We start from the raw sequence: 25,708 nt of genomic DNA, 5'->3' as shown, positions 1-25,708 counted from the left end.
GTTCTCGCACCCCCCTGCCGCTTGGAGCCTGTCTTGAAAACACGTCTGCTGGGAGCTGCCGTAATCATCGCGCTGCTTGTGCTGATTGTGCCGATGTTCTTCTCCAGCAGTCCGCCGACCACCAGCGGTGACGAATCGGTGAGCCTGGCCATTCCGCCGGCGCCGGATCGCGACCTGCAAACCAAGACCATGAGCCTGACCAATGGCGCGGTTTCCAGCTCCAGCGCCGCACCGGCGCCCAAGCCGGCCGTACCGGCCCCCGCCGTCGCACCCGTGACCAACACAGTAGGCTCGGACCAACTGGCGACCGTGAACATCGGCTCCAATCGTCCCAAGGATGTCGAGACTGATCCCACCGCCGGCCGGGCGCCGGAGCCGACCACGGTGACCCGTCCGGGCTCCAGCGCCTCTCAGCCGGTGATCCCGGCGCAGACCAAGGCAAGTGCCGCGGCTGCCGCTGCTGCCGCCGCGGCGAGCAAGCCCTCCGCCGGGCCCTCCGCGCCCGTCGCGGTGCCGGCCGCCCCTCCGGCGACCGCAGCGCACGGCCAGTTTTCGCTCAATCTCAGTGCCTATGCGTCTAGCAGCAGTGCGCAGAGCCTGATTCAGCGCGTACGCGCGCTGGGCTATCCGGTGTCCGGCCGCAGCATCAACCAGGGCGGCAAGGAACTCACCTTGGTCACCGCCGGCCCATTCGAGTCGCGCGCAGCGGCCGAGGCGGCTCGCCTGAAGATCACCCAGAGCATCCCGGGGGCACCCGCTCGCCTTGAAGGCAGCGCCAGCACGCCCACCCAGGACGATATGCCGGCCAGCAAGCCGGCGGCCACGGCAGCGGCCGCCAGCCCCTCTCGTGCCGGCGGCTGGGCGGTGCAGGTGGCGGCCATGGGCGCCCAGGCCGATGCCAATGCCCTGCGCGACAAGCTGCGCGCCAACGGCTTCGACGGTTACGTGGATACGGTGAACGCCAACGGCAAGCAGCTTTGGCGCGTGCGTGCCGGCCCGCAGACGCAGCGCGCGGACGCGGTGCGCATCCGCGACCAGATCAAGGCCAAGCTGGGTGTCGACGGCAACGTCGTCACGGCCCCCTAAGCCAGCGCTGAGACGGTGACGCGATGAATTGGGCCGACTACATCATCCTCGCTGTCCTGGCTGTCTCCGTCTTGATTGGCCTGTGGCGAGGCCTCATTTCCGAGGTGCTGGCCCTGGCGGTATGGGCGGCGGCGTTCTGGGTAGCCTGGACGTTCGGTCCGGACGTGGCGGCGCATTTCGAGCACAGCATCCAGCTGCCGTCGGCGCGGATTCTGGTGGGCTACGGCATCTGCTTCCTGGCGGTGCTGATTGCCGGTGCGCTGTTGCGTTTTCTGGTGAGCCGGCTGGTGGAAGGCACTGGGTTGTCCGGTACCGACCGCCTGCTGGGTATGGTGTTTGGTTTTGCCCGTGGCGTGTTGCTGGTGACGCTCGGAGTGTTCCTGCTGGGGTTTACCGCGTTCTCACGCGACCCCTGGTGGCAGGAGTCGGCGTTATTGCCGCAGTTCAAGGGAGTGGCTGCGTGGCTGGGTGAGCGGGTGCCGGAAAATGTCCGGCATTACCTCAACCCGCCAGCGCTATTGGACCATCTTCCCGCCATGCCGGCGGCTGTGCCGGGTGTGACGCCCACGCCCGAGCACAGAACCCATCCTGCAGCCGCTTCCACGGCTGCTCCGGCGACGACTTTCTAAATACAGGCTTTCAACCATGTGCGGAATCATCGGCATCGTCGGCACCAGTGAGGTCGCCGCGTCACTCTATGACGGTTTGACCGTGTTGCAGCACCGCGGCCAGGACGCTGCCGGCATTGCCACGGTGGACGGCGCGCGACTGCGTCTGCACAAGGGCAACGGCCTGGTGCGCGACGTGTTCGGCCAGAGCGCCATGAGCGGCCTGCGCGGCAACGTGGGCATCGGTCATTGCCGTTACCCCACGGCGGGCTCCGAGGGCTCGGCCGAGGCGCAGCCGTTCTATGTGAACTCGCCCTACGGCATCGCCTTTGCCCATAACGGCAACCTGGTGAATACCGAAACCTTGCGCCGGGAGATGTTCGAGGACGATCGGCGCCACATCAACACCGATTCGGATTCCGAGGTACTGCTGAACGTGCTGGCGCACGAGCTGCAGATTCAGGATCGCATGGCGCTCACCCCGGACCACATCTTCAAGGCCGTGGCCGGCGTGCACCAGCGTGCGCGCGGCGGCTACGCGTGCCTGGCGCTGGTGCTGGGTTATGGCTTGCTGGCCTTCCGCGACCCGCATGGTATCCGTCCGCTGGTGCTGGGCGAGCGCGTCACCGCCGAGGGCCGCGAGTACGCGGTGGCATCCGAGTCGGTGGCGCTGGATATCCTGGGCTTCAAGCGCCTGCGTGACGTGGCGCCGGGCGAGGCCGTGTTCATCACCAACGACGGCCAGTTGCACACGCGTCACTGCGCCGACGGCGCGACCCATGCGCCGTGCATCTTCGAATACGTGTACCTCGCGCGCCCGGACTCGATGATCGAGAACGTGTCCGTGTACAAGGCGCGTCTGCGCATGGGCCAGAAGCTGGCCGAGAAAATCCTGCGCGAGCGCCCGGATCACGGTATCGATGCGGTCATTCCCATTCCCGATACCGCGCGCACCGCCGCCTCCGCGCTGGCCGAGGCGCTGGGTGTGCCGTTCCGCGAGGGCTTCGTCAAGAATCGCTACATCGGCCGTACCTTCATCATGCCGGGGCAGGGCGAGCGCGTGAAATCGGTGCGCCGCAAGCTCAATCCGGTGGAGCTGGAGTTCCGCAAGAAGAACGTGCTGCTGGTGGACGACTCCATCGTGCGTGGCACCACTTCGCGTCAGATCATCCAGATGGCGCGCGACGCCGGTGCCAAGAACGTGTTCTTCGCCTCGGCCGCGCCGCCGGTGCGCTACCCGAACGTGTACGGCATCGACATGCCGGCCGCGTCCGAGTTGGTCGCCGCTGGCCATACCGAGAAGGAAGTGGAGCAAGTGCTCGGCGCCGATTGGCTGATTTACCAGGATCTCCCTGATCTGGTGTGGGCAGTGCAGGATGGCAACGAGGCGCTCAAGCAGTTCGACACCTCGTGCTTCTCCGGCGAGTACGTCACGGGCCTGGAAAAGCATTACCTCGAGCAGATCGAAATGCTGCGCTCGGATGACGCCAAGGCGGCGCGCCGCAGCGCGTAACGCCGCATCCGCGCCCTGACCAGCACGGGGCGCGGACAGCCGGGCAGCACGTTTCCCATGACCCACGACCTTCATGCGGCCGCCAAGCGTTGCCTCGACGCCACCGATCCGGCAGACAAGCTGCGCCTGACACATGACACCTGGCAGGCATTCCTGGCAGGTGAACTGCGGCCCGACGAGCACGCGCCATCACCCGAACCCATCGGGGCGCCGGGGCGACCCGAGCGCCCGGCGCTGGTGCCGCAGCGGCAAGTGCCGCATCGCGGCCTGGGTACACCCGAGGGGCGTGCCGCGCTGGTGCACGCGGTGGCGCATATCGAGTTCAACGCGATCAACCTGGCCTGGGATGCGGTGTACCGCTTCCGTGGCAAGCCATTGGATTACTACCGCGACTGGGCCAGTTGCGCGCACGACGAGGCGCGCCACTTCGCCATGTTGAGCGAGCGCCTCGCCGAGCTGGGTCATGCCTATGGCGATTTCGACGCGCACAACGGCCTATGGGAAATGGCCGAGAAAACCGCCCACCACGACACCGCGCGCATGGCGCTGGTACCGCGAGTGCTGGAGGCGCGCGGGCTGGACGTGACGCCTGGCATGATCGAGCGTCTGCAATCGGTGGGCGACGAACGCACGGTGGCGATCCTGCAGGTGATCCTGCGCGAGGAAGTGGCGCACGTCGCGGCGGGCACGCGCTGGTTCCGGCATTGCTGCGAGCGCGATGGCATCGACCCGCGCGACACCTTCCTCGACCTTCTGCGCGACTACATGGGGCGCAATCTGCGTGGGCCCTTCAATCGGCCGGCACGCCTGCAGGCCGGTTTCGACCACGAAGAACTCGACCGCCTCACCGAGCTGGCGCTGCAAAGCTGATCCGCGTTTGGGCGCGACGACTTCGTCGTCATGTCTTGGCGCGTAGCCTTGGGCCCTTTCCCACGGAGGCGCCATCATGACCGTCCTGCCCGGAAAGCTCGTATGGGTGGAACACGCCAGTGCCGACACGGCGGCGGCCAGTCGATTCTACGGTTCTTTGTTCGGATGGGACGTCTCGCTGATGGACGTGGCGGACGAGTCCTATCAGGTCATCATGAATGCCGGCATGGGCATGGGCGGCTACCGGCGCGCCCAGCCAGGCGAGCCCGGCAACTGGGGCATCTATCTCAGTGTGGCGGATGTCGATGAAACCTACGCCATGGCGCTGGTGGCTGGCGCGTCGCCCTGTATGCCGCCACGCGACTTTTCGCCGGTGGGGCGGGGCGCCAGCATGCTCGATCCGGTCGGCGCCATGTTCTCGATCTGGCGTGGCGCGAACGACGATATGCCGGACAGCGCCGTGCCCAACGGCCACTGGTGCTGGCACGAATTGCACGCCACCGATGACCAGGCTGCGTTGGCCTTTTACGAATCGATGTTCGGTCTGAGTCACGACACCATGCCGGCCGGTGAGGAGACTTATTACGTGCTCAAGTCCAACGACGTTGCGCGTGGCGGCCTAGTGCGCAACCCGGGTGGCGCGGGGCCGTCGTTGTGGCTGCCTTACGTGCTGGTGGAAAACGTCGACGCCACGGCGGCGAAGGCGGAAGCGCTGGGTGCGGAAGTGACCACGGCGCCGGAGGACATTCCCGGCATCGGCCGCTATGCCGTGCTGCGGGACCCGCAGGGTGCGTTGCTGGCGGTGTTCCTGCCGGAAAAGCAGTAGCGCGAAGCACGTGCGTCGCAGGCAATAAAAAAGCCGGCGCTAGGCCGGCTTTTTCATCGAATTTGGTCGGGGTGACATGATTCGAACATGCGACTTCTACGTCCCGAACGTAGCGCTCTACCAGGCTGAGCTACACCCCGTGGGAGCCGCGTATCTTAATGACCGGGCCGGGGCTTGGCAACAGGTCTGTCAAAAATAATTTCACAAAGCCGTTTCGCGCGCGATGCGACTCGGGGCCCGGGCGGCCTTCTGCTACCCTATACGGCTCCGTCGGAGGCCGCGCAGCAGCGCGATTGGCCGACGTTCTACATCATCGAAATAGCAGAGGATTTCATGGCGCTTACCCCGGCCCGCACCATGCCCGGCGTGCTCGAGCTGCTGCCGCTCGACCAGATCGCTTTCCAGCGCATGCTTGATGTGATCCGCCGCAACTACGAGCGCTTTGGTTTCCTGCCGGTGGAAACGCCGGTCATCGAATACTCCGACGTGCTGCTTACCAAGACCGGCGGCGAAACCGAGCGCCAGGTGTACTTCGTGCAGTCCACCGGCACGCTCAATGCCGACAAGGGCGACGGCGTGCCGGAGCTGGCCCTGCGCTTCGACCTGACCGTGCCGCTCGCCCGTTACGTGGCCGAGCACGAGCACGATCTGTCGTTCCCGTTCCGCCGCTACCAGATGCAGCGCGTGTATCGCGGTGAGCGTGCCCAGCGCGGCCGCTTCCGCGAGTTCTACCAGTGCGACATCGACGTGATCGGCAAGGACAGCCTGTCGGTGCGCTATGACGCCGAGCTGCCGGCGGTGATCTACAGCGTGTTCCGCGAGCTGAACATCGGCGCGTTCACCATCCAGCTCAACAACCGCAAGCTGATCCGCGGTTTCTACGAAAGCCTGGGCATCGTCGACGGCGAGCAGCAGACGCTGGTGCTGCGCGAAGTGGACAAGCTGGACAAGCGCGGCGCGGATTACCTGCGCGACACGCTCACCGGCGAGCAGTTTGGCCTCAGCGCCGAGACCGCGCAGAAGATCCTCGATTTCTCGCAGGTGCGCTCCACCTCGCTGCAGGATGCGTTCGACAAGCTCGATGCGTTGGGCCCGGGGCCGGAAGCACTGGAGCAGGGGCGCGCCGAGCTCAAAGAAGTGCTGGGACTCATTCGCGACTTCGGTGTGCCCGAGTCGCACTACGTGCTGAACTTCTCCATCGCACGCGGCCTGGATTACTACACCGGCACCGTCTACGAAACCACGCTCAACGATTACCCGCAGATCGGTTCGATCTGCTCGGGTGGCCGCTACGAGAACCTCGCCGGTCAGTACACCAAGTCCAAGCTGCCGGGCGTAGGCATCTCCATTGGCCTCACCCGCCTGTATTGGCAGCTCCGCGATGCGGGCCTGCTCGATACCGGCAAGAGCACGGTCGACGTGCTGGTGACGCAGATGGATGTGGCGCACATGTCGTCGTATCTCGCGCTGGCCAGTGAATTGCGCGGCGCGGGCATCGCCACTGAGGTGGTGCTCGATGGCGGCAAGCTGGGCAAGCAGTTCAAGTACGCGGACCGCGCCGGCATCCGTTTCGTGGTGGTGCTGGGCGAGGACGAGATCGCCAAGGGCGTGGTCACGGTGAAGGATCTTCGCCGCGAAGACCAGTTCGAAGTGGCGCGCACGGAGCTGATCAAGACGCTGCGCGTGGAGCTGGCCCAGGCCGAAGTCGGCCGCTGATTTGACCTTGCACGCCGCAGCCCCTTTCATGGCGCGGCGGTGCAATGGCGTCTTTTCCATACAACCCAAGCAAAGCCCGTCCGGGCTGGAGTGAAGCATGACGGCAAAGACCATTCTCCTGGACGGCAACAGCCTCACCCGCGAGCAGCTGGTGGCGGTGGCGCGTCAGGGATTGCGCGTGGAGCTGGATAACGCGCAACTGGAGCGCGTGCAGCGCGCCGCCGATTTCCTCGCCGACAAGGTGAGTTGCGGTGAGCCGACCTACGGCGTCACCACCGGCTTCGGCAGCAATGCCGACAAGCTGCTGGGCGCGCATCGCCTGCGCGACGAGCTGCCGGGCGGCAACCCGGACAAGCCGGAAGGCACGCTACTGGAAGAACTTCAGCACAACCTCATCACCACCCACGCCGTATGCGTGGGCAAGCCGTTCGCTGCCGATGTGGTGCGCGCGATGCTGGTGATCCGTATCAACACCCTCATGCGTGGCCACTCGGGCATTCGTGTGGAGACGCTCAAGGCGCTCACCGCCATGCTCAATGCCGGCGTGGTGCCGGTGGTGCCGGAGAAGGGTTCGGTCGGCGCCAGTGGCGATCTTGCACCGCTGTCGCATCTGGCCATCGTGTTGCTGGGTGGTGGCGAAGCGTTCTACCAGGGCGAGCGTTTGTCGGGTAGCGAAGCGCTCAAGCGCGCGGGCCTTGCGCCCATCCGACTCTCCTTCAAGGAAGGTCTGGCGCTGAACAACGGCACCGCGCAGATGCTGGCCACCGCCACGCTCGCGCTGGACGATCTGGAGCACGCGCTGGAGCTGGCCGACCTGGCTGCTGCCATGACGCTGGATGCATTCGCTGGCCGCAGTGGCGCGCTGCGCCCCGAGGTGCATGCGCTGCGCCCGCATCCGGGGCAGGTGGAAACCGCCGAACGCGTGCGCGGTCTGCTGGAAGGCAGCACTCTGGTCGACATTCCCTATCACCTGGTGCCGCGCTTCAAGCAGTGGACGGCGGAAGCCTGGGCCGATCCGGCCGACCAGGCGCTTACCTTCGATATTGGCTGGGACTGGGTGCCGGCCAACCAGCGTCACGGTCGCGAGGCGTTCTACGCGCGCTTCCTGCCGTTCAAGGGCGGCAAGAAACACCAGCCGCAGGACGCCTACTGCCTGCGTTGCATGCCGCAGGTGCATGGCGCCGTGCGTGATGCCTGGGCGCAGGCGTGCCGCGTCATCGACATCGAGTTGAATGCGGTCACCGATAACCCGCTGATCTTCCCGGACGCGGAAAACGCCCAATTCATCGAAGAGCAGGTGATCTCCGCGGGTCACTTCCACGGCATGCCGTTGGCGCTGGCGATGAGCTACGTGAAGGCGGCCATTCCGGTGCTCGCCTCCATCTCCGAGCGTCGCCTCAACAAGCTGGTCGACCCAGCCACCAATGACGGCTTGCCGGCTTTCCTTACCGGCAATGAAGACGGTACCGACTCGGGCTTCATGATCGTGCAGTACACGGCGGCGGCGCTGGTCAACGACCTCGCCACACGCGCGCATCCGGCCAGCGTGTATTCGGTGCCCACCAGCGCCAATGCGGAAGACCACGTCTCCATGGGCGCCAACGAGGCGCGCCATGTGCTAGAGATGATGGAAGACCTCGGTCATGTGCTGGCGCTGGAGCTGTACACCGCCGCGCAGGCGCTGGACTTCCGTCAGGCCATGCTCAATGCGGCGTGTCGTTTGGCCGCACGCGGCGACTGGCAGGCGCTGGCCAGCAAGGTGGCCAATGCGCCGCGCGAGGGGCACCCGCATTACGGGCAGTTCGCCGAAGAGGTGCAGCAGCTCACCTCGGCCCTGGCGAATGTCGGCGACTTCCACGCCGGTGCGGCTGTGCGCAAGGCCCACGATGCACTCCGTCAGCACATTGGCTTCATGTCGCGCGATCGCGCCATGGATGGTGATGTGCGCACCGTGTGCGAGCTGGTGCGCCAGCGGGTATTCGCCTGACATGAAGCAAAAAGGGCCGCGTAAGCGGCCCTTTTTCTAAGAGCCTGTTCACTATCTCCACGTAGCCCTCGGCGCTCTCGGTGGTGTACGGGCGTGCACGGCTCCTTCTTCCCTGGTTTGCGCGCAAACCGCTCCCGGCGCGGGCCACGCGAAGATGGTGAACGGGCCCCAAATAACGCACGCACTCAATCGAGCTGCGTGGCGTCCTTGAGCCCGGCAGGGCAGAGGGTGAAGGCGGCGGCTGCCAGATCCAGGAGACTCAGATCGGTCTCGTGGAAATGCTCTCGGCTTTCGGGCTGGGCTGCTTCGTCCAGAATATGCCCAAGGGCCAGCAGGTAGTTGCCCTGGAGGGCGCCGTCGCCGTCCTCGGTGGCATGCTGTACACCCACTGCGAGCGCCACGGCGGCAATCGCCAGTTTGTGCGGAGCTTCGCCTGCTGTGCCGTCCAAGAGCGCGCTTTTCTGCGCCCACGCCCGAGAAATCATGCGTTCGGCCAGCAGGCGGGGAGGGTCGGCCAGCAGTCCGTGGTCAGCCTGCAGGGTCAGCAGCCGCTCGATGGCGGCCATGGCTTGTTCGCGCTGCGGTTTGGCGTTCCTGACTTGCAGAAGACCCATGACGAAGCTCCCTGGCGGCTGAGACTTCTTACGGTGTTCCCCGGCGCCAACGTCCGTCGGCTTTGGAGATTCTCGCAAGAAATAGTCGCGCAGGCGAGGTCAGGCGGGGCGGCCAAAAGCCATACGCCGCACGCTGAATCGCCGCCCGCCCCGGTTTGGGGCTGTGCTTGCTGCGTTGCGTCAGCTGCCGTATGATGCGCTCCACTGTATTAACGCGTTAGTACATTATGAAGCGACGTTCGATCGATCCCGAAACCCCGGCCGCCTCCGCCGAGCAGAGCCTTTGCGAGGCGCTGCTTTCCCTCAAGACAGTGGAGGAGATGTCCGCCTTCCTGCATGACCTGTGTACCCCGGCCGAGCTGGAGGTCATGGTGGATCGCTGGCGCGTGGTGCCTTACTTGTTGGAGGGCGTCTCCTATCGGGAGATTCACGAGCGTACCGCCGTGAGCATCACCACCATCGGGCGCGTTGCTCGCTACATCAATCAGGGCAGCGGCGGTTATCTCGCCGCGGCTGCCCGAGCCGCGCGTCGACGGGCGGCCAGCAGCAAGAAGGTAAAGGCATGAAAACGCGCGACCGTTTGCGCATTGCGATGCAGAAGTCCGGCCGCTTGACCGAGCCGGCACTCGATCTGCTCAACCGTTGCGGGCTCACCTTTCGGCAGAGCCGCGACAAGCTGTTCTGCTTTGGCGAAGGCGAGCCGGTGGATTTGCTGCTGGTACGCGATGACGACATTCCCGGCTTGATCGCGCAGGGCGTGTGCGATCTTGGCATCGTGGGCCGCAACGTGCTCAGCGAATACCAGCTCACCGACGGACGCGAAGCCACCGAACTGTCCGAATGGCGGTCGCTGGGATTTGGTCGCTGTCGCTTGTCGATCGCCGTGCCGCAGGAGCTCGACTACCGCGACCCGACCCAGCTCCAGGGGCAGCGTATTGCGACCTCTTACCCGGGCTTGCTCGGCCAGTGGCTGCGCGAACGCGACATCAACGCCGGTGTGGTGACGCTGGCGGGTTCGGTGGAGATCGCCCCGCGCCTGGGCACGGCCGATGCCATCTGCGATCTCGTGCAGAGCGGCGGCACCCTGGTCGCCAACCAGCTGCGCGAAGCCGAAGTGCTGTTGGAAAGCGAGGCGGTGCTGGCCGGTCCCAAGGCGCTGCCCACCGACGAGCGTGGCGACATGATCGATCTGTTGCTCAAGCGTCTGGATGGCGTGATCCAGGTGCGTGAATCGCGCCTGCTGCTGTTGCAAACCTCCCGCCACGCACTGGATGCCGTGATTCGCCTGCTGCCCGGCGGCCCGCAACCCACGCTTTTGCCAGTGGCGGGCCAGCCCGACCAACTGATGCTGCAGGCGCTATGCGCGGGCGAAGTCAGCTGGCGACAGCTGGAAGAGATCAAGAAAGCCGGTGCGCGCGAAATGTTCGTGCTTCCGGTCGAAAAGATGCTTGCCTGATGCAGGCGGCACAGAAGGGTAGAACGCTATGAACCGCCTCGACTGGAATGCACTCGACAACAAGGGCCGGCGCGCCGCGCTGGCGCGCCCCGCGCAATCGCGCGCCGATAGCCTGCGCAACGGCGTGGAGCAGATCGTGGCACGCGTGCGCGCTGATGGAGACGCGGCATTGCGCGAGCTGAGTGCTCGCTTCGATCGCTGCGCGCTGGATGTCATCGAGGTGAGCGAGCGTGAGTTCGTGGAGGCCGAGGACGCCCTCGATCCCGTGCTCAAGGCGGCTATTCACGAGGCCGCTGAACGCATCGAGGCATTTCATCGCGCCGCGGCGCCGCAAACGGTGTCGCTGGATACCGCCGAAGGCGTGCGAGTGGAGCGCATGTTGCGCCCCGTGCAGCGCGTTGGCTTGTACGTGCCCGCTGGCAGCGCTCCGTTGCCGTCCACGGCATTGATGCTCGGCGTGCCCGCGCGCATTGCAGGCTGCGCGGAGGTGGTGCTGTGTTCGCCCGCGCGGGCTGATGGTCGCTGCGACGAGGCCGTGCTGTATGCCGCGCGCGTCACCGGCGTGCACCGTGTATTCAAGCTGGGTGGTGCGCAGGCCATTGCCGCCATGGCCTATGGCACCGAGTCGGTGCCCAAGTGCGACAAGTTGTTCGGGCCGGGTAATGCCTGGGTCACCGAGGCGAAGCTGCAGGTGTCCGCCGACCCGGACGGCGCGGCCATCGACATGCCGGCGGGTCCGTCGGAAGTGCTGGTGATTGCCGACGAGCACGCCAACCCGGTCTTCGTGGCGGCCGACCTGTTGTCGCAAGCCGAGCACGGCCCGGATTCCCAAGTGATCCTGCTGAGCCCCTCGGCCGGCCTGCTCGATGCGGTAGAACAGGAGGTGGCTCGCCAATGCGCCGCGCTGCCGCGCGCGCAGATCGCCGCACAGGCGCTGTCGCAGAGTCGACTGATCGCCGTGTCGTCGCTGGCGCAGGCGGTGGATGTGAGCAACCGCTATGCGCCGGAGCACTTGATCATGCAGGTGGAAGCACCGCGTGAGTTGCTCGGGCAGATCGAAAGCGCCGGTTCCGTGTTTCTCGGCGCCTGGACGCCTGAATCCGTGGGCGACTATTGCAGCGGCAGCAACCACGTGTTGCCCACCTACGGCTACGCGCGCAGCTACAGCGGCGTATCGGTGGCGAGCTTCCAGAAGCAGATCACCGTACAGGAGCTGAGCGAGGACGGGCTTCGCGCCATCGGGCCGTGCACAGCGACGCTAGCCGCCGCCGAGCAATTGGAAGCTCACCGTCGTGCCGTGACGCTGCGCCTGGCAGCGCTGGAGGCCGCGGCATGAGCGTGCTCGAACTCGCGCGCCCGGAAATCCGCGCCATGCAGCCGTATTCCTCCGCGCGCATGGAGGCCAGCGGCGGCCAGACCATGCTCAACGCCAACGAATCGGCCTGGGCTCCCCCGGGTGATCATGCGCTTGCATGCAACCGCTATCCCGACCCGCAGCCGCGCGAACTGCTGGAGACGCTGGCGGCGCTTTACGGCGTACGCGCCAGTCAGATACTGGTCGGGCGCGGCAGCGATGAGGCCATCGATCTGCTGATACGGGCGTTCTGCCGCGCCGGCGAAGACGCCATTGCCATTCAGCCACCCACCTTCGGCATGTATGCCGTATGCGCGCGCGTGCAGAACGCGGCGCTGGTGGAGGTGCCGCTGGCGGCGGACTTTAGCCTCGACGTGGATGCCGTGCTGGCTGCGCTTACACCGGCGGTCAAGCTGGTGTTTGTCTGCACGCCGAACAACCCCACCGGGCGACTCGTGAGCCGTGAGGCCGTGGAGCAGCTTGCGGCCGCCTTGGCAGGCCGGGCGTTGTTGGTGGTGGACGAGGCCTATATCGAGTTCGCCGATGCGGCCAGCGTCGCCACGTTGATCGATCGCTACGAGAATCTGGCGGTGTTGCGCACCTTGTCCAAGGCCTGGGCCTTGGCGGGTGCGCGTATTGGCAGCCTGCTCGCCAACGAGGAGATCATTGGCTTGCTCCGCCGCATCATGGCGCCTTACCCGTTGCCGCGGCCCTGTGTGGCGCTGGCGCTGGAGGCCCTTTCGCCTGCAGGGCAGGCCGAGGCGGGCGCGCACCTGGCCACCGTGCGTGCCGAACGTGCCCGCATGGCCAACGCATTGGCCGCGTTGCCGGGCGTGCGCGCGGTGCTGCCTTCCCAGGCCAATTTCCTGGCCGTGCGTTTTGACGACGCCGCCACGGCCTACCAGCGTTTGCTCGACGCCGGCATCGTGGTGCGCGACGTACGCCGTTATCCCCAGCTCGGTGACGCGTTGCGCGTCACCATCGGTACGCCCGCCGAGAATGCGCGCGTACTGGCTGTCCTGAACGAACTGGCCATGGATAGCCGGGGCTTGGTCGACGGATCGGCATCAAGGTAACTCACATGACCCGCAAGATCCTCTTTATCGACCGCGACGGCTGCCTCATCGAGGAGCCGGAAGATTTCCAGATCGACAGCTACGAAAAGTTCGCCCTGCTGCCGGGCGTGATCGCCGCGCTGCAGCGTTTCGTGGCCGCCGGCTATGACCTGGTCATGGTGACCAACCAGGATGGTCTGGGCACGGACAGCTTTCCCGAACACGACTTTGTCGGCCCGCACGAACTGCTGATGCGCATCCTCAGCTCGCAGGGCATTCCGGTGAAAGAAACGCTGATCGATCGCAGCTTCCTGCACGAGCGCAAAGACACCCGCAAACCGGGCGTGGGCATGCTGCGCCACTACTTGGCGGACGATGGCTGGAGTCGCTCGGCCTCGGCGATGGTGGGCGATCGCGAAACCGATCTGCAGTTTGCCGCCAATATGGGTGTACGCGGCTTTCGCGTGGGTTCGCACGCACTGAGTTGGGCCGAGATCGCCCACCAGATGCTCGATGTGCCGCGCATGGCCACGGTGGAGCGCAACACGCGCGAAACGCGCATTACGGTGAGTGTGAACCTCGACAAGGTCGCGGAGCCGCAAGTGCACACTGGGTTGGGCTTTTTCGATCACATGCTGGAGCAGATCGGCAAGCACGGCGGCTTCGCGATGGCGCTGCGCTGCGATGGCGATACCCACATCGACGAGCACCACACCATCGAGGATTGCGCACTGGCGCTGGGCCAGGCGCTGCGCGCAGCGCTGGGCGACAAGCGTGGTATTGGCCGCTACGGCTTCGTGCTGCCGATGGACGAGTCGCAAGCCAGCGCAGCGCTGGATCTTTCCGGGCGCCCGTACTTTGTGTTCGAGGGCAGTTTTCCGCGTGAGCGGGTGGGGGATATTCCCACCGAACTGGTGCCGCACTTTTTCCGCTCGCTTTGCGAAACCCTGGGCGCCAACCTGCACCTGAGCGTGCGCGGCGACAACGCGCATCACATGGTGGAGGCTTGCTTCAAGGTGGTGGCGCGTACATTGCGGCAGGCGATCCGCCGCGAAGGCGACGATCTGCCGAGCACCAAGGGAGCGCTGTAATGAGCGTGGTCCTGGTCGATGCCGGCGGTACCAACATCGGTTCCGTGCGCTACGCCCTGCAGCGACTGGGCACGGATGCCGCGCTCACCGCAGACCCGGCAGCGATCCGCGCGGCGGACAAGGTGATCCTGCCTGGGGTGGGCGCGGCGGGCCCTGGCATGGCGCGTTTGCGCGAGTTGGGGCTGGTGGATCTGTTGCGTTCGTTGACGCAGCCCGTGCTTGGCGTGTGCCTGGGCATGCAGCTGCTGTGCGAGCGCTCCGAGGAAGGCGATACGGCGTGCCTGGGGGTGATTCCCGCGCCGGTGCGTCGCTTTCAGGAGCGGCCAGGACTGCGCGTGCCGCACATGGGCTGGAACCGGGTGCAGGCGCGCGTTGCGCACCCGTTGCTGAAGGGGCTTGGCGCCCAGGACTGGGCCTACTTTGTGCACAGCTACGCGGTGCCTACGGGTGACTACACCCTGGCGACCAGCGACTACGACGGAGAGTTCGCGGCGGTGATCGCTCGCGACAACTTCCATGGCATGCAGTTTCATCCCGAGCGTTCGGCCCAGGTCGGCGCGCGCCTTCTGAAGAATTTCCTCGAGCTATGAGCTTCTCAGTCATTCCCGCCATCGACCTGCGAGGTGGCCGCGTAGTGCGGCTTCGACAGGGCGACTATGAGCAACAGACTACCTATGCGTTCGACGCCCGTGCGTTAGCTCGCGACTACGCCCAGGCCGGTGCTGACTGGCTGCACCTGGTCGACCTTGACGGTGCGCGTGCGGGCAGTTTGGACAACCTGGCCGTCATCGAGGCCATCGCAAGCGACGGCATGCAGATTCAGGCTGGTGGCGGTGTGCGCAGTGAGCGCGATGTGCTGCGCCTGTTCAACACCGGCGTGTCGCGCGTGGTGCTGGGCAGCCTGGCCATCCGCGAACCGGAAATGGTGGCTGGCTGGATCGATCATTACGGGGCCGACCGTTTCACCCTTGCCCTCGATACGCAGCAGCGCGAAGGTACATGGAGCCTGCCCAGTGCAGGCTGGACCGCCACCGAATCGCGTACGTTGGACGAACTGGCGCCCTGGTACGCCGCGCGTGGCGCGCGGCACCTCCTGTGCACCGATATCGATCGCGACGGCATGCTCGCCGGTTTCAACCTGTCGCTGTACCGCTATCTGGCCGAACTCGTGCCGGCGCTGGCGACCCAGGCGTCGGGTGGTGTGCGCTCCATCGAGGATATCCGTGCGGCGCGCGAGGCGGGCGCCAAGGGCGTGATCCTTGGTCGCGCGTTGCTGGAAGGGCGGTTTACGCTGGCGGAGGCGCTGGCATGCTGAGTCGCCGCATCATTCCCTGCCTGGATGTACGCGAGGGCAAGGTGGTCAAGGGAGTGCGCTTTCGCGACCACGTGGTCATGGGCGAAATTGTCGACCTTGCACTGCGTTACCGCGACGAAGGCGCCGACGAATTGGTGTTCTACGACATCACGGCCAGCCCCGAAGGCCGCAGCGTGGATCGCGCCTGGGTGGAGCGCGTAGCTCGCGTTATCGATATTCCCTTCTGTGTGGCGGGCGGCATTCGCAGTGTCGAGGATGCCCGCGCGGTGCTGCACGCGGGAGCGGACAAGATCTCGGTGAACTCGCCCGCGCTGGAGCGTCCGGAACTCATCGACGAACTTGCGGCGGCCTTCGGCGTGCAGTGCGTGGTGGTGGGTGTGGATAGCTTGCGTGATGCCGACAACGAGTGGCGTGTGCGCCAATACACCGGCGACCCTTCGCGCACGCAAGCGTTGCCACGGCGTACGCTCGATTGGATTGTCGAGGCGCAGCAGCGTGGCGCCGGCGAGATCGTGCTCAACTGCATGGGCAGCGACGGCGTGCGCGAAGGCTATGATCTTGAGCAGCTCGCGGCCGTGCGGGCCATCTGCCAGGTGCCGTTGATCGCTTCCGGTGGTGCGGGTGCTCCGGCGCACTTCCTGGCGGCATTCGCCCAGGCCGACGTGGACGGCGCGCTGGCCGCCAGCGTGTTCCATGCCGGAACTATCGCCATTCCCGAACTCAAGCGCTGGCTGGCGACGCAGGGCGTCGTCGTACGACAGGAAAAGGGCCATGACTGACCGCAACATCGACGCGAACGCGCTGGACTGGGCCAAAGGCGATGGCTTGCTGCCGGTGATCGTGCAGCACTGGCTCAGCGGTGAAGTGCTGATGCTCGGCTACATGAACGCCGAGGCGCTCGCGGCGACGCAGGCAAGCGGGCATGTCACCTTCTACAGCCGCAGCAAGCAGCGTCTGTGGACCAAGGGTGAAAGCTCCGGCAACGTGCTGAGCCTCAAATCCCTGCGCATGGATTGCGATGCGGATACTTTGCTGGTGCAGGCCGCACCGCATGGCCCTACTTGTCACACAGGTACCAGTAGTTGCTTTGGCGAGCACGTGGTGCCGCCGCTGGGCTTTCTGGCGGAACTCGATGCCTTGGTGGCACGCCGTGACCGTGAGCGCCCGCAGGGCAGCTACACCACCAAGCTGTTCGAGGGCGGTATCCGCCGCATGGCCCAGAAGGTGGGCGAGGAGGGCGTGGAAACCGCGCTGGCCGCCGTTGCCCAGGACGATGACGCTTTGTTGGGCGAGGCAGCCGATTTGATGTTCCACTTGCTGGTGACCTTGCGCGCACGCGGCCTGGGCTTGGCCGATGTGACCCGCGTGCTGGCGGGCCGCCACGCGGAGCGCGCTGCGCACTGAATCCATGGCGCTCGTGTGACGTCATAACCGAACGGATATATCCGTTGGTCTCGCATCGATGGATGGCTAGCATGGCCTTAACAGCCGCTGTGATTGATTCTGCACCGGGCACAGTGAGGTGCTCGGGGTCGCCAGGCGGCAGTGCCGCGTCGTTACGCGCCGTATGCGCTGGCTTGGCGATTCTGGTTTTCGTCTGAATGTCTTCGCAGCCAGGCTCCGTGGGCCCGCCTTGGGTGGGTCGCGCGGGAAACGTGTTCGCAGTCCGGGGAAGAGTCATGGGTGATATCGCGGTGATTGGCGGTGGAGCGGCGGGCGCGGCGGCCTTCGGTGAGCTGCTTTCGCGTTACGACGCGGGCACGGTGCACTGGATCGTTGGATCACAGGTGTTGGGGCGCGGCGTGGCCTACGCGACGCGCGACGATCGCCACCTGCTCAACGTACGCGCGTCCGGCATGGGCGTTTTTCAGGAGCACGGCGAAGACTTCATCCAGCATGCTTCACGACAGCTGGGACAGGTAAAAGGCACGGATTTCCTGCCGCGCCGCATCTTTGGCGATTTCATCCAGGCGCAGGTTGGCGTGCGCATCGATGCCGCGCGCCGCGCCGGCCGCAGCTTTCGCATTTATCCCGAAAGCGCGCTGCGTTTGGCGTCGCGCGCCGAGGGCGGTTACGTGGTGCACCTGGATAGCGGGCGCCAGCTCATCGTGTCGCAAGTGGTGCTGGCGGTGGGTGCGCTGGCGCAGCGACCGTTGCGCACGGTCACCCCGTCAGCGCTCCAAAGCGGAGCGTATGCGCTGGACCCGTGGCAGTTGGGTCACCACGCCAGCGCGCCACGTCGCGTGCTGGTGATCGGCACGGGGCTCACCGCTGTGGACACCCTGTTGTCGGCTGCCGAACGCTGGCCGCACGCTGAGCTGGTGGCGGTATCACGTCATGGGTTGTGGCCGTTCACCCATCCGGCGTTGCCCTTGGGTGGCTATGCGGGACAGGAGGCACTGAACCGCGATTTGCTGGCGCTCGATAGCGTTGCTGCCATGGTGCGCCGTGTAAGGCTGGCGTTTGACGATGCAGGTGAGCACGACTGGCGCGTCATCATCGACGGCATGCGGCCAGTGAATGCTTTGCTATGGCAACGGTTGGGGCTCGCGCGCCGGCGCCAGTTCCTGCGTCATGTCCGCTGGGTATGGGAAGCCTCGCGGCATCGTATGGCGCCCACGTCCGGGCAGGCGATCCACCAGTTACTGGAAGAAGGGCGGCTACACGTGCGCGCCGCGCGCGTGCTGGCCGTGGATGGCGCGGGTCCCTTGCAGGTGACGCTGCGCGAGCGCGAAACCCAGCTTGTGAGCACGCTGGGCGCGGACCTGGTGATTCAAGCCACGGGGCTGGATACCGCAGTGGCCTATGGTCAGCACGCGCTATTGGCGGGGCTGCTGGAGGATGGCCTGGCGGTAGCCGACCCGCTGCAACTGGGTGTACTCGCTCATGCCGATGGTCAATTGCTGACCGACACCGGCGAGCGTTTGCCAGGCTTGTATGCCATCGGCTCGCTGCTGCGCGGCAATTTGTGGGAGTGCACGGCGATGCCGGAAATCCGCGCTGCCGCGCATCGGCTGGCAGTGCGGCTTTCCGGCGCAGGAGCGGCATTGGCCCGCGATACCGTCAGCGACGGTCTCTAGTCCTGCGCCCCGCGAATCGGCAAAAGTGCACGGCGCACTCGTGACATTTCACATGCCCGATGACACCCCGCATGGATAGTGCGCAGGGTATCCAGTGACCAGGCTGCACTGATCTCGCGCAATGGCTTCAGCATATGGATATGCCATATCACGATTTCTTGGCGTCGTGGCTGCCCGATAGTCTGGTTATTCGTTTCAATGCAGGAGGCATCATGCGGAAGTGGTTTTCCCTCATCTTCGGTACCGCCGGGTTATGGCTGGCTGCGCACGCGAGCGCGGCCGACGTCACGCTGTTGAACGTGTCCTACGACCCCACCCGCGAGCTGTATCGACAGGTCAACAGCGCCTTCGCCGCGCAGTGGAAGGCACAGCATGGGGACAGTGTCACGATCCGCATGTCTCACGGTGGTTCGGGCAAGCAGGCCCGCTCCGTGGTGGAGGGTTTGCCGGCCGATGTGGTGACCCTGGCGCTCGCCTACGATATCGACGCCATCGCGGAGCGCGGAATGATCGCCAAGGACTGGCAACAGCGCCTGCCCGATCGTGCGGCACCATACACCTCGACCATTGTGTTCCTGGTGCGCAAGGGCAACCCCAAGGGCATCAAGGATTGGGCAGACCTGATTCGCCCGGGCGTCCAGGTGGTCACACCCAACCCCAAATCATCCGGCGGCGCGCGTTGGAATTTCCTGGCGGCCTGGGGCTACGCGCTCAAGCAGCCCGGTGGGAACGAGGCCAGCGCGAGAGCCTACGTGCAGGCGCTCTACAAACATGTGTCGGTGCTGGATACCGGCGCGCGTGGCGCCACCAACACGTTCGTGCAGCGCGGCATCGGCGACGTGCTTATTGCCTGGGAGAACGAGGCGCTGCTCGCCAAGGAGCAACTGGGCAAGGATAAGTTCGAGATCGTGGTGCCGTCAGTCACCATTCTGGCCGAGCCGCCGGTGGCGGTGGTGGACGCCAACGTGGATAAGCATGGCACGCGCGCAGTGGCGCAGGCGTATCTGCAATTCCTGTATACGCCGCAGGGGCAGGAGATCGCGGCGAAGAACTATTACCGGCCACGTTCGTCCGAGGTTGCCGCGCGTTACGCTGCGCAGTTCCCGGCTACACATACGTTCACCGTCGATGAGGTGTTCGGTGGCTGGAAGCAGGCGCAAGCCAAGTTCTTCAGTGATGGCGCCATCTTCGACCAGTTGGGAGCGGGTGGGTGAGTGCACGGCGCCAGCGTGTGCTGCCGGGTTTTGGCCTGAGCCTGGGCTATGCGCTGACGTACCTAGGCCTGATCGTGTTGTTGCCGTTGGCGGCGCTGGCTTGGAAGGCCTCCGGTCTCGGCGCGAGTGGTTGGCTGAATTTGCTTTCCGCGCCGCGCACGTTGGCGGCGCTGCGCCTGAGCCTGGGTGGCGCGTTGCTGGCGGCCCTGGTCAACGCGGTAATCGGTTTGCTGGTGGGGTGGGTGCTGGTGCGCTATCGCTTCCCCGGGCGTCGTGTGCTCGATGCCTTGGTGGATCTGCCGTTCGCCTTGCCGACCGCGGTGGCGGGCATCGCGTTGACCACCTTGTACGCACCCAATGGTTGGATCGGGCGCTGGCTGGAGCCGCTGGGCATCCATGTCGCCTACACGCCGCTGGGTGTGTTCGTGGCTATGGTGTTCGTGGGTTTTCCATTCGTGGTGCGCACCTTGCAGCCGGTGCTGGCGACCTTGGAACGCGACGTGGAGGAGGCTGCCGAAACGCTGGGGGCCAGGCGCTGGCAAAGCTTCTTTCGCGTGATCCTGCCGTTGCTCGCCCCCACCTTGCTCACCGGCTTTGCGCTGGCCCTGGCACGGGCGGTGGGTGAATACGGCTCGGTGATCTTCATTGCCGGCAATATCCCCGGGCATTCCGAGATCGCGCCGCTGTTGATCGTGCAAAAGCTGGAGCAGTTCGACTATGCCGGCGCCGCTGCGCTGGGCGCGACGATGTTGTTGCTGTCCTTCGCGTTGTTGGTCCTGGTGGCAGTGTTGCAGCGCTGGAGCCAGCGCTGGGCGGAGGTGAACTCGTGAGTGCCCCGCGTCGACGCTCGCTGAGTTGGAGGCGCCGCTTAGTGCGCTTTGCGCTGATTTTGTTGGCGGTGGCTTTCCTGTTGTTGTTTCTGGTGCTGCCGCTGGCCACCGTGTTCGTGGAGGCTTTTGACCAAGGCGTGGCGGCCTTCGTGCAGGCGATCGAGCAACCCGAGGCCTTGTCGGCGATTCGTCTGACCTTGCTGGTGGCCGCCATCGCGGTGCCGCTCAACGTGGTGTTCGGCGTGGCCGCCGCATGGGCGATGACGCGCTTCCAGTTTCGCGGCAAGGCGTTGCTGGGCGCATTGATCGATTTGCCGTTTTCCGTGTCGCCAGTGATCTCTGGCCTGATCTACGTATTGCTGTTCGGCGCCCAGGGTTGGTTCGGGCCATGGTTGGATGCACATGGCGTCAAGGTGATCTTTGCCGTGCCCGGCTTGGTGCTCGCTACCGTCTTCATCACGTTGCCCTTCGTTGCGCGCGAGTTGATCCCGCTCATGCAGGCGCAGGGCAGTGAGGAGGAGGAAGCCTCCCGCGTGATGGGTGCCAGCGGCTGGCAGATGTTCTTCCGCGTGACGCTGCCCAACATTCGCTGGGCACTGCTGTATGGCGTGCTGCTGTGCAATGCGCGGGCGATGGGCGAATTCGGCGCGGTGTCCGTGGTATCCGGTCATATCCGCGGGCTGACCACCACCATGCCGCTGGAAGTGGAAATGCGCTACAACGAATACGACTACGTGGGCGCCTTTGCGGTGGCCTCGCTATTAGCCTTGCTGGCGCTGCTGACGCTCGCCATCAAGACGCTGCTGGAATGGCGGTATGGCGATGAGCTGGCCGCGCGCGGACCGGGTGCTCACTGAGATGGCCGCATGACACTTGAACTCACCCGCCTTGATCGACGTTTCGCCGCCTTCCACGCGCTGGACCAGGTCAGCGTGAGCATTGCGCCAGGGGAGTTCCTCGCGCTGCTGGGGCCCTCTGGCTCCGGTAAGACCACGTTGCTGCGCATCCTGGCTGGGCTGGACTATCCCGACAGTGGCCAGGTGTCCAAGCATGGCGAGGACTTTCTCGCCGTACCCGCCCGAGAGCGCCGCATCGGTATGGTGTTTCAGCACTACGCGCTGTTTCGCCACCTTACGGTGACGGAGAACATTGCCTTTGGGCTGCGTGTACGCCCTTGGCGTACGCGTCCCTCGCGCGCCAAGATCCATGAGCGCGTGGATCGCCTGCTGAGCCGCGTGCAATTGGAAGGGTTGGGCGGTCGTTATCCCGCACAGCTTTCCGGCGGCCAGCGGCAGCGCGTGGCGTTGGCCAGGGCGCTGGCGGTGGAGCCAGACCTGCTCCTGCTGGACGAACCCTTCGGCGCACTCGATGCCCAGGTGCGCGTGAGCTTACGTCGATGGCTGCGCGAGCTGCATGAAGAGTTGCAGCTCACCACGGTGTTCGTGACCCATGACCAGGAAGAGGCGCTGGAGCTGGCCGACCGCGTCGCGGTGATGAATCGGGGGCGCATCGAGCAGGTGGATACGCCGGAGATGATCTATCACCAGCCAGCCACGCCCTTCGTGTGTGAGTTCATCGGCAAGGTGAACAAGTTCGGCGTGCGTCGCCATGCCGTCGGGCTAGGTGCCGGCGGTTGGGTATGCGAGGGCGATCCCTGGGATGGTCGCTACGACGCCGCGGTGGCGTATGTGCGGCCGGAACAGTTGCAACTGGCGGTGCCGCCGTCGGAGCCGGGCTGGGAGGCATCCTTGCGCCACATCTACCTGGCCGGCAGCGTGGCCCATCTGGATTTGTACGTGCCCGCGCTGGAGCAGTCGCTGGAGGCCGATATCGCCAGCGAGGATTTATCCCGCCAGGGCCTGCAGGCGGGCATGAAGCTGCGGGTGGCGCCGCGCAACGCGGTGCTGTTCGCCCAGGAGGGCCAGGGCCAGGTACTCGCTGGCGAGCGTTGGATCTGGCACGCCGGGCGGCACGCGCACGCCTGAGTAACGCCTGGCGAAGCGTATCAGCGGGGCGTGAGGGTGTGCGGCAGCGTGGCCGTGGCCTGCGTAGGCTCGAACGATACGGCGGGGCCGGGCGTGACGTGCTGGCGCCAGCGCGCCAACTGATCGGCAATGCCTGGGCCCACGTCCACCTGGGGCTCGGAGGGTGTCAGCTTGTCCTTCTGTTCCCATTGGGCGATTTCACCGGCCGCATGTTTATAGGCCTCGACGAAATCCGTGGTCTTGTTGAGCGCGTCGACCAGCCACGCATGGCCGAAATAGGTGATGTCGGAATCGCTGCCGCAGCCGAAGGAACTGCGGTCGGCGCGTGCCGCGGTGATCACCAGCGTGCCAGGGCCGCGCACCGCCGGTACGAAACCACCGGAGTAACAGGCGTTCACCACCACGACCTTCCACTTGAAGGGTCGCTTGTGGAGGATGTCCGCCAGGTCGGACGCGCCGATCTGGTCGAGCGGCAACGGGTCCATATCGACCAGCAGGTTGTGGTCCTCGTCGCCATGAGTGGTCATGTACAGCAGGAGGATGTCTTCCTCCGGCTTCATGACGTCGGCCAGGCCATCCAGCGCGGCTTCCAGGTTGCTCCAACTGGCCAGCGGGCGCTGTTCGAGCGTGCTGGGGTTGTTCTCCAGCACCATCACGTGCGTGCCGGGGCCAAAGCGGCGGGGAAACATGGTAGCGGCGTACTCGGCCTCGTTGCGGAACACGTCCTCGCCACCATCGGCACCAAACGCCAGCACATAGAGGTTGGGCCGCCCGGCCACGCGCGGGCCGAGGGCGGCCAGCGCCTTTTGCACCATGCCGCGCTGGGCGTAGATCACTTGCTCGGGCGATGGCGCCTGCTCCGGCCAGTTGTCGGAGGCGGCGCTGTCTTCATCGGTACCGTTACTGCTGGCCGGTGTTGGCGTGGTGGCGTGGGCGGCAACGTCCGCTGCCGGCGTTTTGAGCGCGTTGGGCGCGGGAGACAAGCGAGCCAGGCCAAGCATGAGCAATACGCCGGCTGCAAAGGCGAGCAGGGCAGTCAGGGCAATACGCATGGCGGTGGCTCGCGCTCGGATTAGAGGACGATGGCGTCGAAGTCCCGGTAGGCCGGGTGACGCGGTTGATCGGGGATCGCCAGCGGCTCGCGCAGCAGCCAACCCGTGCGCAGACCAGCCGCCTTGGCGGCGTCCAGCTCTTCGACGATGTCCGAGAGAAACAGAATGTGCCCCGGTTGCTCGCCAATGGCGGCGGCGATCTTTTCGTAGGAGGCCTGTTCGCGCTTGGGGCCGGTTTCGGTGTCGAAATAGCCGGCGAACAGCGGCGTGAGGTCACCCGCGTCGCTGAAGCCGAAGAACAGCTTCTGCGCGGGCACCGAGCCGGAGGAGTACACGTAAAGATGCAGGCCATCGGCACGCCAAGCGTGCAGGCGAGCGGATACCTCCGGGTACATGTGGGCCTGGTAGTCGCCGGCTTCGTAGCCTTCCTTCCAGATCATGCCCTGTAGGGCCTTCAGCGCGGTGGACTTGCGGTCCTCGTCGATCCATCGCTGCAGCAACGCGATGATTTCCTGGCGCGAGGCCTCGATGATGCCGGCCTCCTTGGCTGCTTCGTGCAGCCAATGCTGCACCTCGGGCGTATCGCCATGCGTTTCGATGAAGGCGGGCAGGCGGGTGCGCGCGTACGGAAACAGCACGTCCTTGACGAAGCTGATCGAGCTGGTGGTGCCTTCGATGTCGGTGAGGATGGCGCGGATGACGGTCATGCGGAAAAGCCGGGGTGCTGGGACCCCAAGCTTACCCGGCCTGGACGATTGACGCCTACCGGCGGCCGCTTGGCGGGCCGCCAGGTTGGGCTCAGGCCGTGACGGCCGAGGTGTGCGGGGTCATGCGGGGAAACTGGGTGGCGATGTCCTCGCCGGTGAACTGGGCGACCCAGCCGTCCTTGTTGGTGAACAGGCGGATCGCCACGAAGTAGGGCGACTCGCTCATGTCGAACCAATGGCGGGTGCCGTCGGGAACGCCGATCAGGTCACCCTGTTCGCACAGCACGTCGTACACCTTGTCGCCCACGTGGAGGGTGAACTGGCCGGCGCCAGCCACAAAAAAACGCACCTCGTCCTCGCTGTGCGTGTGTTCGCTGAGGAACTTCTGGCGCAGCGTGGCGCGGTCCGGGTGATCGGGCTTGAGGCTGATCACGTCCACGGCCTGGTAACCCTCTTCGGCCATCAGGCGGTCGATGTCGGCGCGATACGCGGCGATCACTTCGTCCTGGCTGGCGCCGGGAGCAATCGCCTGGTTGGCTTCCCAGCGCTCGAAGCGCACGCCGATGCGACTCAGCTCGTGGGCGATATCGGCGTGGTCGCCGTGTACCGAAAGCGGGGCCAGGGGCTGGCTTTCGGAAAAAATGCGCAGACGACTCATGCGGACAACCTCCGTAGATCCAGTTCGCAGCCGAGCAGGAACTCCAGCGCCTCCAGGTGGCGGCGCGTTTCGGCCATGTCGCGGCCCCAGGTGTAGATGCCGTGGCCGTTGATGAGGTAGGCGTGCAGTGGGCGCCCGCTGTCGAGCCAGGCATCCACCTGGGCGACCAGTTCGGGCATGTGCTGCGTGTTGGGGAACACCGGGATGGCAAGTTCCGCATCGTGGGTGGTTTCGCCGGCGATGGCCTTCTGCAGCTCCCAGCCCTCGAGCTTGATCACGCCTTCGGGCGCGAACAGACGCGAAGCCACACTCTGCGTGCGCGAGTGGGTGTGCAGCACCACATTCATCTCGGGAAAGCGGCGGTAGATCTGCGTGTGCAGGTCGGTTTCCGCGCTGGGACGCGCCGAGGTGCCCACCGCCTTGCCCTGCATGTCGATGAGCATGATGTCGTCGCGACCGAGCTTGCCCTTGTCACGGCCAGAAATGGTGATGGCCGCGTGTTCCGCGTCCAATCGCATGGAGAAATTGCTGCTGGTGGCGGGCGTCCAGCCGGCGGCCGCCAACTCGCGGGCCGCATCGGCAATGGCGTCGGCGCGCTGGGCAAACAGCTCGGGCGAAAGGGTGGCGGGGAGAACCTGGCTCATGATGTATGGACGTCCAAATGAGCGCGCACTATATCACGCCGTGCTCA

At 65.6% G+C, this 25,708-nt stretch carries 26 protein-coding genes and 1 tRNA gene; 21 read left to right on the top strand and 6 right to left on the bottom strand.

The features are described from left to right. Nucleotides 1-33 precede the first annotated feature (33 nt). The 5 genes from AC3G2C_RS11980 to AC3G2C_RS11960 all read left to right on the top strand — a co-directional run bounded on the left by AC3G2C_RS11980 (nt 34) and on the right by AC3G2C_RS11960 (nt 4,903). Nucleotides 34-1,086, top strand: coding sequence for an SPOR domain-containing protein (locus AC3G2C_RS11980; RefSeq protein WP_488384838.1), 1,053 nt, complete (start codon nt 34-36; stop codon nt 1,084-1,086). 23 nt (nt 1,087-1,109) lie between these two features. Next, nucleotides 1,110-1,715 carry a CvpA family protein gene (locus AC3G2C_RS11975; RefSeq protein WP_488384837.1) on the top strand — a complete coding sequence of 202 codons (606 nt, stop codon included), beginning with the start codon at nt 1,110-1,112 and terminating at the stop codon, nt 1,713-1,715. A gap of 16 nt (nt 1,716-1,731) precedes the next feature. Further along, nucleotides 1,732-3,207, top strand: a complete 1,476-nt coding sequence (gene purF / locus AC3G2C_RS11970) for an amidophosphoribosyltransferase (protein WP_488384836.1) — start codon at nt 1,732-1,734, stop codon at nt 3,205-3,207. Between the two features lie 57 nt (nt 3,208-3,264). Continuing rightward, complete coding sequence (locus AC3G2C_RS11965; RefSeq protein ID WP_488384835.1) at nt 3,265-4,077, top strand: ferritin-like domain-containing protein; 813 nt, start codon at nt 3,265-3,267, stop codon at nt 4,075-4,077. Nucleotides 4,078-4,153: 76 nt separating this feature from the next. Further along, nucleotides 4,154-4,903, top strand: coding sequence for a VOC family protein (locus AC3G2C_RS11960; protein WP_488384834.1), 750 nt, complete (start codon nt 4,154-4,156; stop codon nt 4,901-4,903). Between the two features lie 63 nt (nt 4,904-4,966). On the opposite strand, the gene AC3G2C_RS11955 is transcribed toward AC3G2C_RS11960, so the two are convergent. After that, a tRNA-Pro gene (locus AC3G2C_RS11955) sits at nt 4,967-5,043 on the bottom strand. A gap of 193 nt (nt 5,044-5,236) precedes the next feature. Here AC3G2C_RS11955 and hisS point away from each other — a divergent pair. Together hisS and AC3G2C_RS11945 are read left to right on the top strand one after the other, a co-directional pair. Further along, nucleotides 5,237-6,619, top strand: coding sequence for a histidine--tRNA ligase (gene hisS, locus AC3G2C_RS11950; RefSeq protein WP_488384833.1), 1,383 nt, complete (start codon nt 5,237-5,239; stop codon nt 6,617-6,619). A 97-nt stretch (nt 6,620-6,716) separates the two neighbouring features. After that, nucleotides 6,717-8,606, top strand: a complete 1,890-nt coding sequence (locus AC3G2C_RS11945) for an HAL/PAL/TAL family ammonia-lyase (protein WP_488384832.1) — start codon at nt 6,717-6,719, stop codon at nt 8,604-8,606. Nucleotides 8,607-8,791: 185 nt separating this feature from the next. Here AC3G2C_RS11945 and AC3G2C_RS11940 read toward each other — a convergent pair whose 3' ends face one another. Then, nucleotides 8,792-9,220 (bottom strand): hypothetical protein, encoded by a 429-nt coding sequence (locus tag AC3G2C_RS11940; RefSeq protein WP_488384831.1) that lies wholly within the window; start codon nt 9,218-9,220, stop codon nt 8,792-8,794. A gap of 227 nt (nt 9,221-9,447) precedes the next feature. On the opposite strand from AC3G2C_RS11940, the gene AC3G2C_RS11935 reads away from it, so the two are divergent. From AC3G2C_RS11935 to AC3G2C_RS11870, 14 genes are all read left to right on the top strand, one after another. After that, nucleotides 9,448-9,786, top strand: a complete 339-nt coding sequence (locus AC3G2C_RS11935; protein WP_488384830.1) for a YerC/YecD family TrpR-related protein — start codon at nt 9,448-9,450, stop codon at nt 9,784-9,786. After that, complete coding sequence (hisG, locus tag AC3G2C_RS11930; RefSeq protein WP_488384829.1) at nt 9,783-10,676, top strand: ATP phosphoribosyltransferase; 894 nt, start codon at nt 9,783-9,785, stop codon at nt 10,674-10,676. The genes AC3G2C_RS11935 and hisG overlap by 4 nt, the downstream gene beginning before the upstream one ends. Before the next feature lie 28 nt (nt 10,677-10,704). Further along, nucleotides 10,705-12,012, top strand: coding sequence for a histidinol dehydrogenase (hisD, locus tag AC3G2C_RS11925; protein WP_488384828.1), 1,308 nt, complete (start codon nt 10,705-10,707; stop codon nt 12,010-12,012). After that, nucleotides 12,009-13,106, top strand: coding sequence for a histidinol-phosphate transaminase (gene hisC / locus AC3G2C_RS11920; protein ID WP_488384827.1), 1,098 nt, complete (start codon nt 12,009-12,011; stop codon nt 13,104-13,106). The genes hisD and hisC overlap by 4 nt, the downstream gene beginning before the upstream one ends. A 5-nt stretch (nt 13,107-13,111) precedes the next feature. Beyond that, complete coding sequence (gene hisB / locus AC3G2C_RS11915; RefSeq protein WP_488384826.1) at nt 13,112-14,176, top strand: bifunctional histidinol-phosphatase/imidazoleglycerol-phosphate dehydratase HisB; 1,065 nt, start codon at nt 13,112-13,114, stop codon at nt 14,174-14,176. Then, on the top strand, nt 14,176-14,766 hold the full coding sequence (gene hisH, locus AC3G2C_RS11910; RefSeq protein ID WP_488384825.1) for an imidazole glycerol phosphate synthase subunit HisH: 591 nt from the start codon (nt 14,176-14,178) through the stop codon (nt 14,764-14,766). Before hisB ends, hisH begins: the two co-directional genes overlap by 1 nt. Continuing rightward, a complete protein-coding gene (gene hisA / locus AC3G2C_RS11905) occupies nt 14,763-15,491 on the top strand; it encodes a 1-(5-phosphoribosyl)-5-[(5-phosphoribosylamino)methylideneamino]imidazole-4-carboxamide isomerase (protein WP_488384824.1) in 729 nt (242 codons plus the stop codon). Before hisH ends, hisA begins: the two co-directional genes overlap by 4 nt. Next, nucleotides 15,485-16,270 (top strand): imidazole glycerol phosphate synthase subunit HisF, encoded by a 786-nt coding sequence (gene hisF / locus AC3G2C_RS11900; RefSeq protein WP_488384823.1) that lies wholly within the window; start codon nt 15,485-15,487, stop codon nt 16,268-16,270. Before hisA ends, hisF begins: the two co-directional genes overlap by 7 nt. Further along, nucleotides 16,263-16,895, top strand: a complete 633-nt coding sequence (hisIE, locus tag AC3G2C_RS11895) for a bifunctional phosphoribosyl-AMP cyclohydrolase/phosphoribosyl-ATP diphosphatase HisIE (protein WP_488384822.1) — start codon at nt 16,263-16,265, stop codon at nt 16,893-16,895. Before hisF ends, hisIE begins: the two co-directional genes overlap by 8 nt. 275 nt (nt 16,896-17,170) lie before the next feature. Further along, entirely contained in the window at nt 17,171-18,571 is a 1,401-nt protein-coding gene (locus AC3G2C_RS11890) for an FAD/NAD(P)-binding protein (RefSeq protein ID WP_488384821.1), read from the top strand. A 212-nt stretch (nt 18,572-18,783) separates the two neighbouring features. Next, on the top strand, nt 18,784-19,785 hold the full coding sequence (locus AC3G2C_RS11885) for a sulfate ABC transporter substrate-binding protein (RefSeq protein WP_488384820.1): 1,002 nt from the start codon (nt 18,784-18,786) through the stop codon (nt 19,783-19,785). Continuing rightward, a complete protein-coding gene (gene cysT / locus AC3G2C_RS11880) occupies nt 19,782-20,615 on the top strand; it encodes a sulfate ABC transporter permease subunit CysT (protein ID WP_488384819.1) in 834 nt (277 codons plus the stop codon). Before AC3G2C_RS11885 ends, cysT begins: the two co-directional genes overlap by 4 nt. Then, nucleotides 20,612-21,472, top strand: coding sequence for a sulfate ABC transporter permease subunit CysW (gene cysW / locus AC3G2C_RS11875; RefSeq protein WP_488384818.1), 861 nt, complete (start codon nt 20,612-20,614; stop codon nt 21,470-21,472). Before cysT ends, cysW begins: the two co-directional genes overlap by 4 nt. A 9-nt stretch (nt 21,473-21,481) precedes the next feature. Next, nucleotides 21,482-22,600, top strand: a complete 1,119-nt coding sequence (locus tag AC3G2C_RS11870; protein ID WP_488384817.1) for a sulfate/molybdate ABC transporter ATP-binding protein — start codon at nt 21,482-21,484, stop codon at nt 22,598-22,600. Between the two features lie 20 nt (nt 22,601-22,620). Here the strand turns inward: AC3G2C_RS11870 and AC3G2C_RS11865 are convergent, their stop codons facing one another. The 4 genes from AC3G2C_RS11865 to AC3G2C_RS11850 all read right to left on the bottom strand — a co-directional run bounded on the left by AC3G2C_RS11865 (nt 22,621) and on the right by AC3G2C_RS11850 (nt 25,661). Then, complete coding sequence (locus tag AC3G2C_RS11865) at nt 22,621-23,652, bottom strand: C13 family peptidase (protein ID WP_488384816.1); 1,032 nt, start codon at nt 23,650-23,652, stop codon at nt 22,621-22,623. A 20-nt stretch (nt 23,653-23,672) separates the two neighbouring features. Further along, on the bottom strand, nt 23,673-24,359 hold the full coding sequence (mtnC, locus tag AC3G2C_RS11860; protein ID WP_488384815.1) for an acireductone synthase: 687 nt from the start codon (nt 24,357-24,359) through the stop codon (nt 23,673-23,675). Between the two features lie 91 nt (nt 24,360-24,450). Next, nucleotides 24,451-25,017, bottom strand: a complete 567-nt coding sequence (locus AC3G2C_RS11855; protein WP_488384814.1) for a 1,2-dihydroxy-3-keto-5-methylthiopentene dioxygenase — start codon at nt 25,015-25,017, stop codon at nt 24,451-24,453. Next, nucleotides 25,014-25,661, bottom strand: coding sequence for a methylthioribulose 1-phosphate dehydratase (locus tag AC3G2C_RS11850; RefSeq protein ID WP_488384813.1), 648 nt, complete (start codon nt 25,659-25,661; stop codon nt 25,014-25,016). The genes AC3G2C_RS11855 and AC3G2C_RS11850 overlap by 4 nt, the downstream gene beginning before the upstream one ends. Nucleotides 25,662-25,708: the final 47 nt, after the last annotated feature.

Source organism: Frateuria sp. sgz306004 (assembly GCF_057750885.1).
The sequence above is the reverse complement of the archived record's forward strand: the minus strand, read 5'-3'. Positions and strand labels throughout refer to the sequence as shown.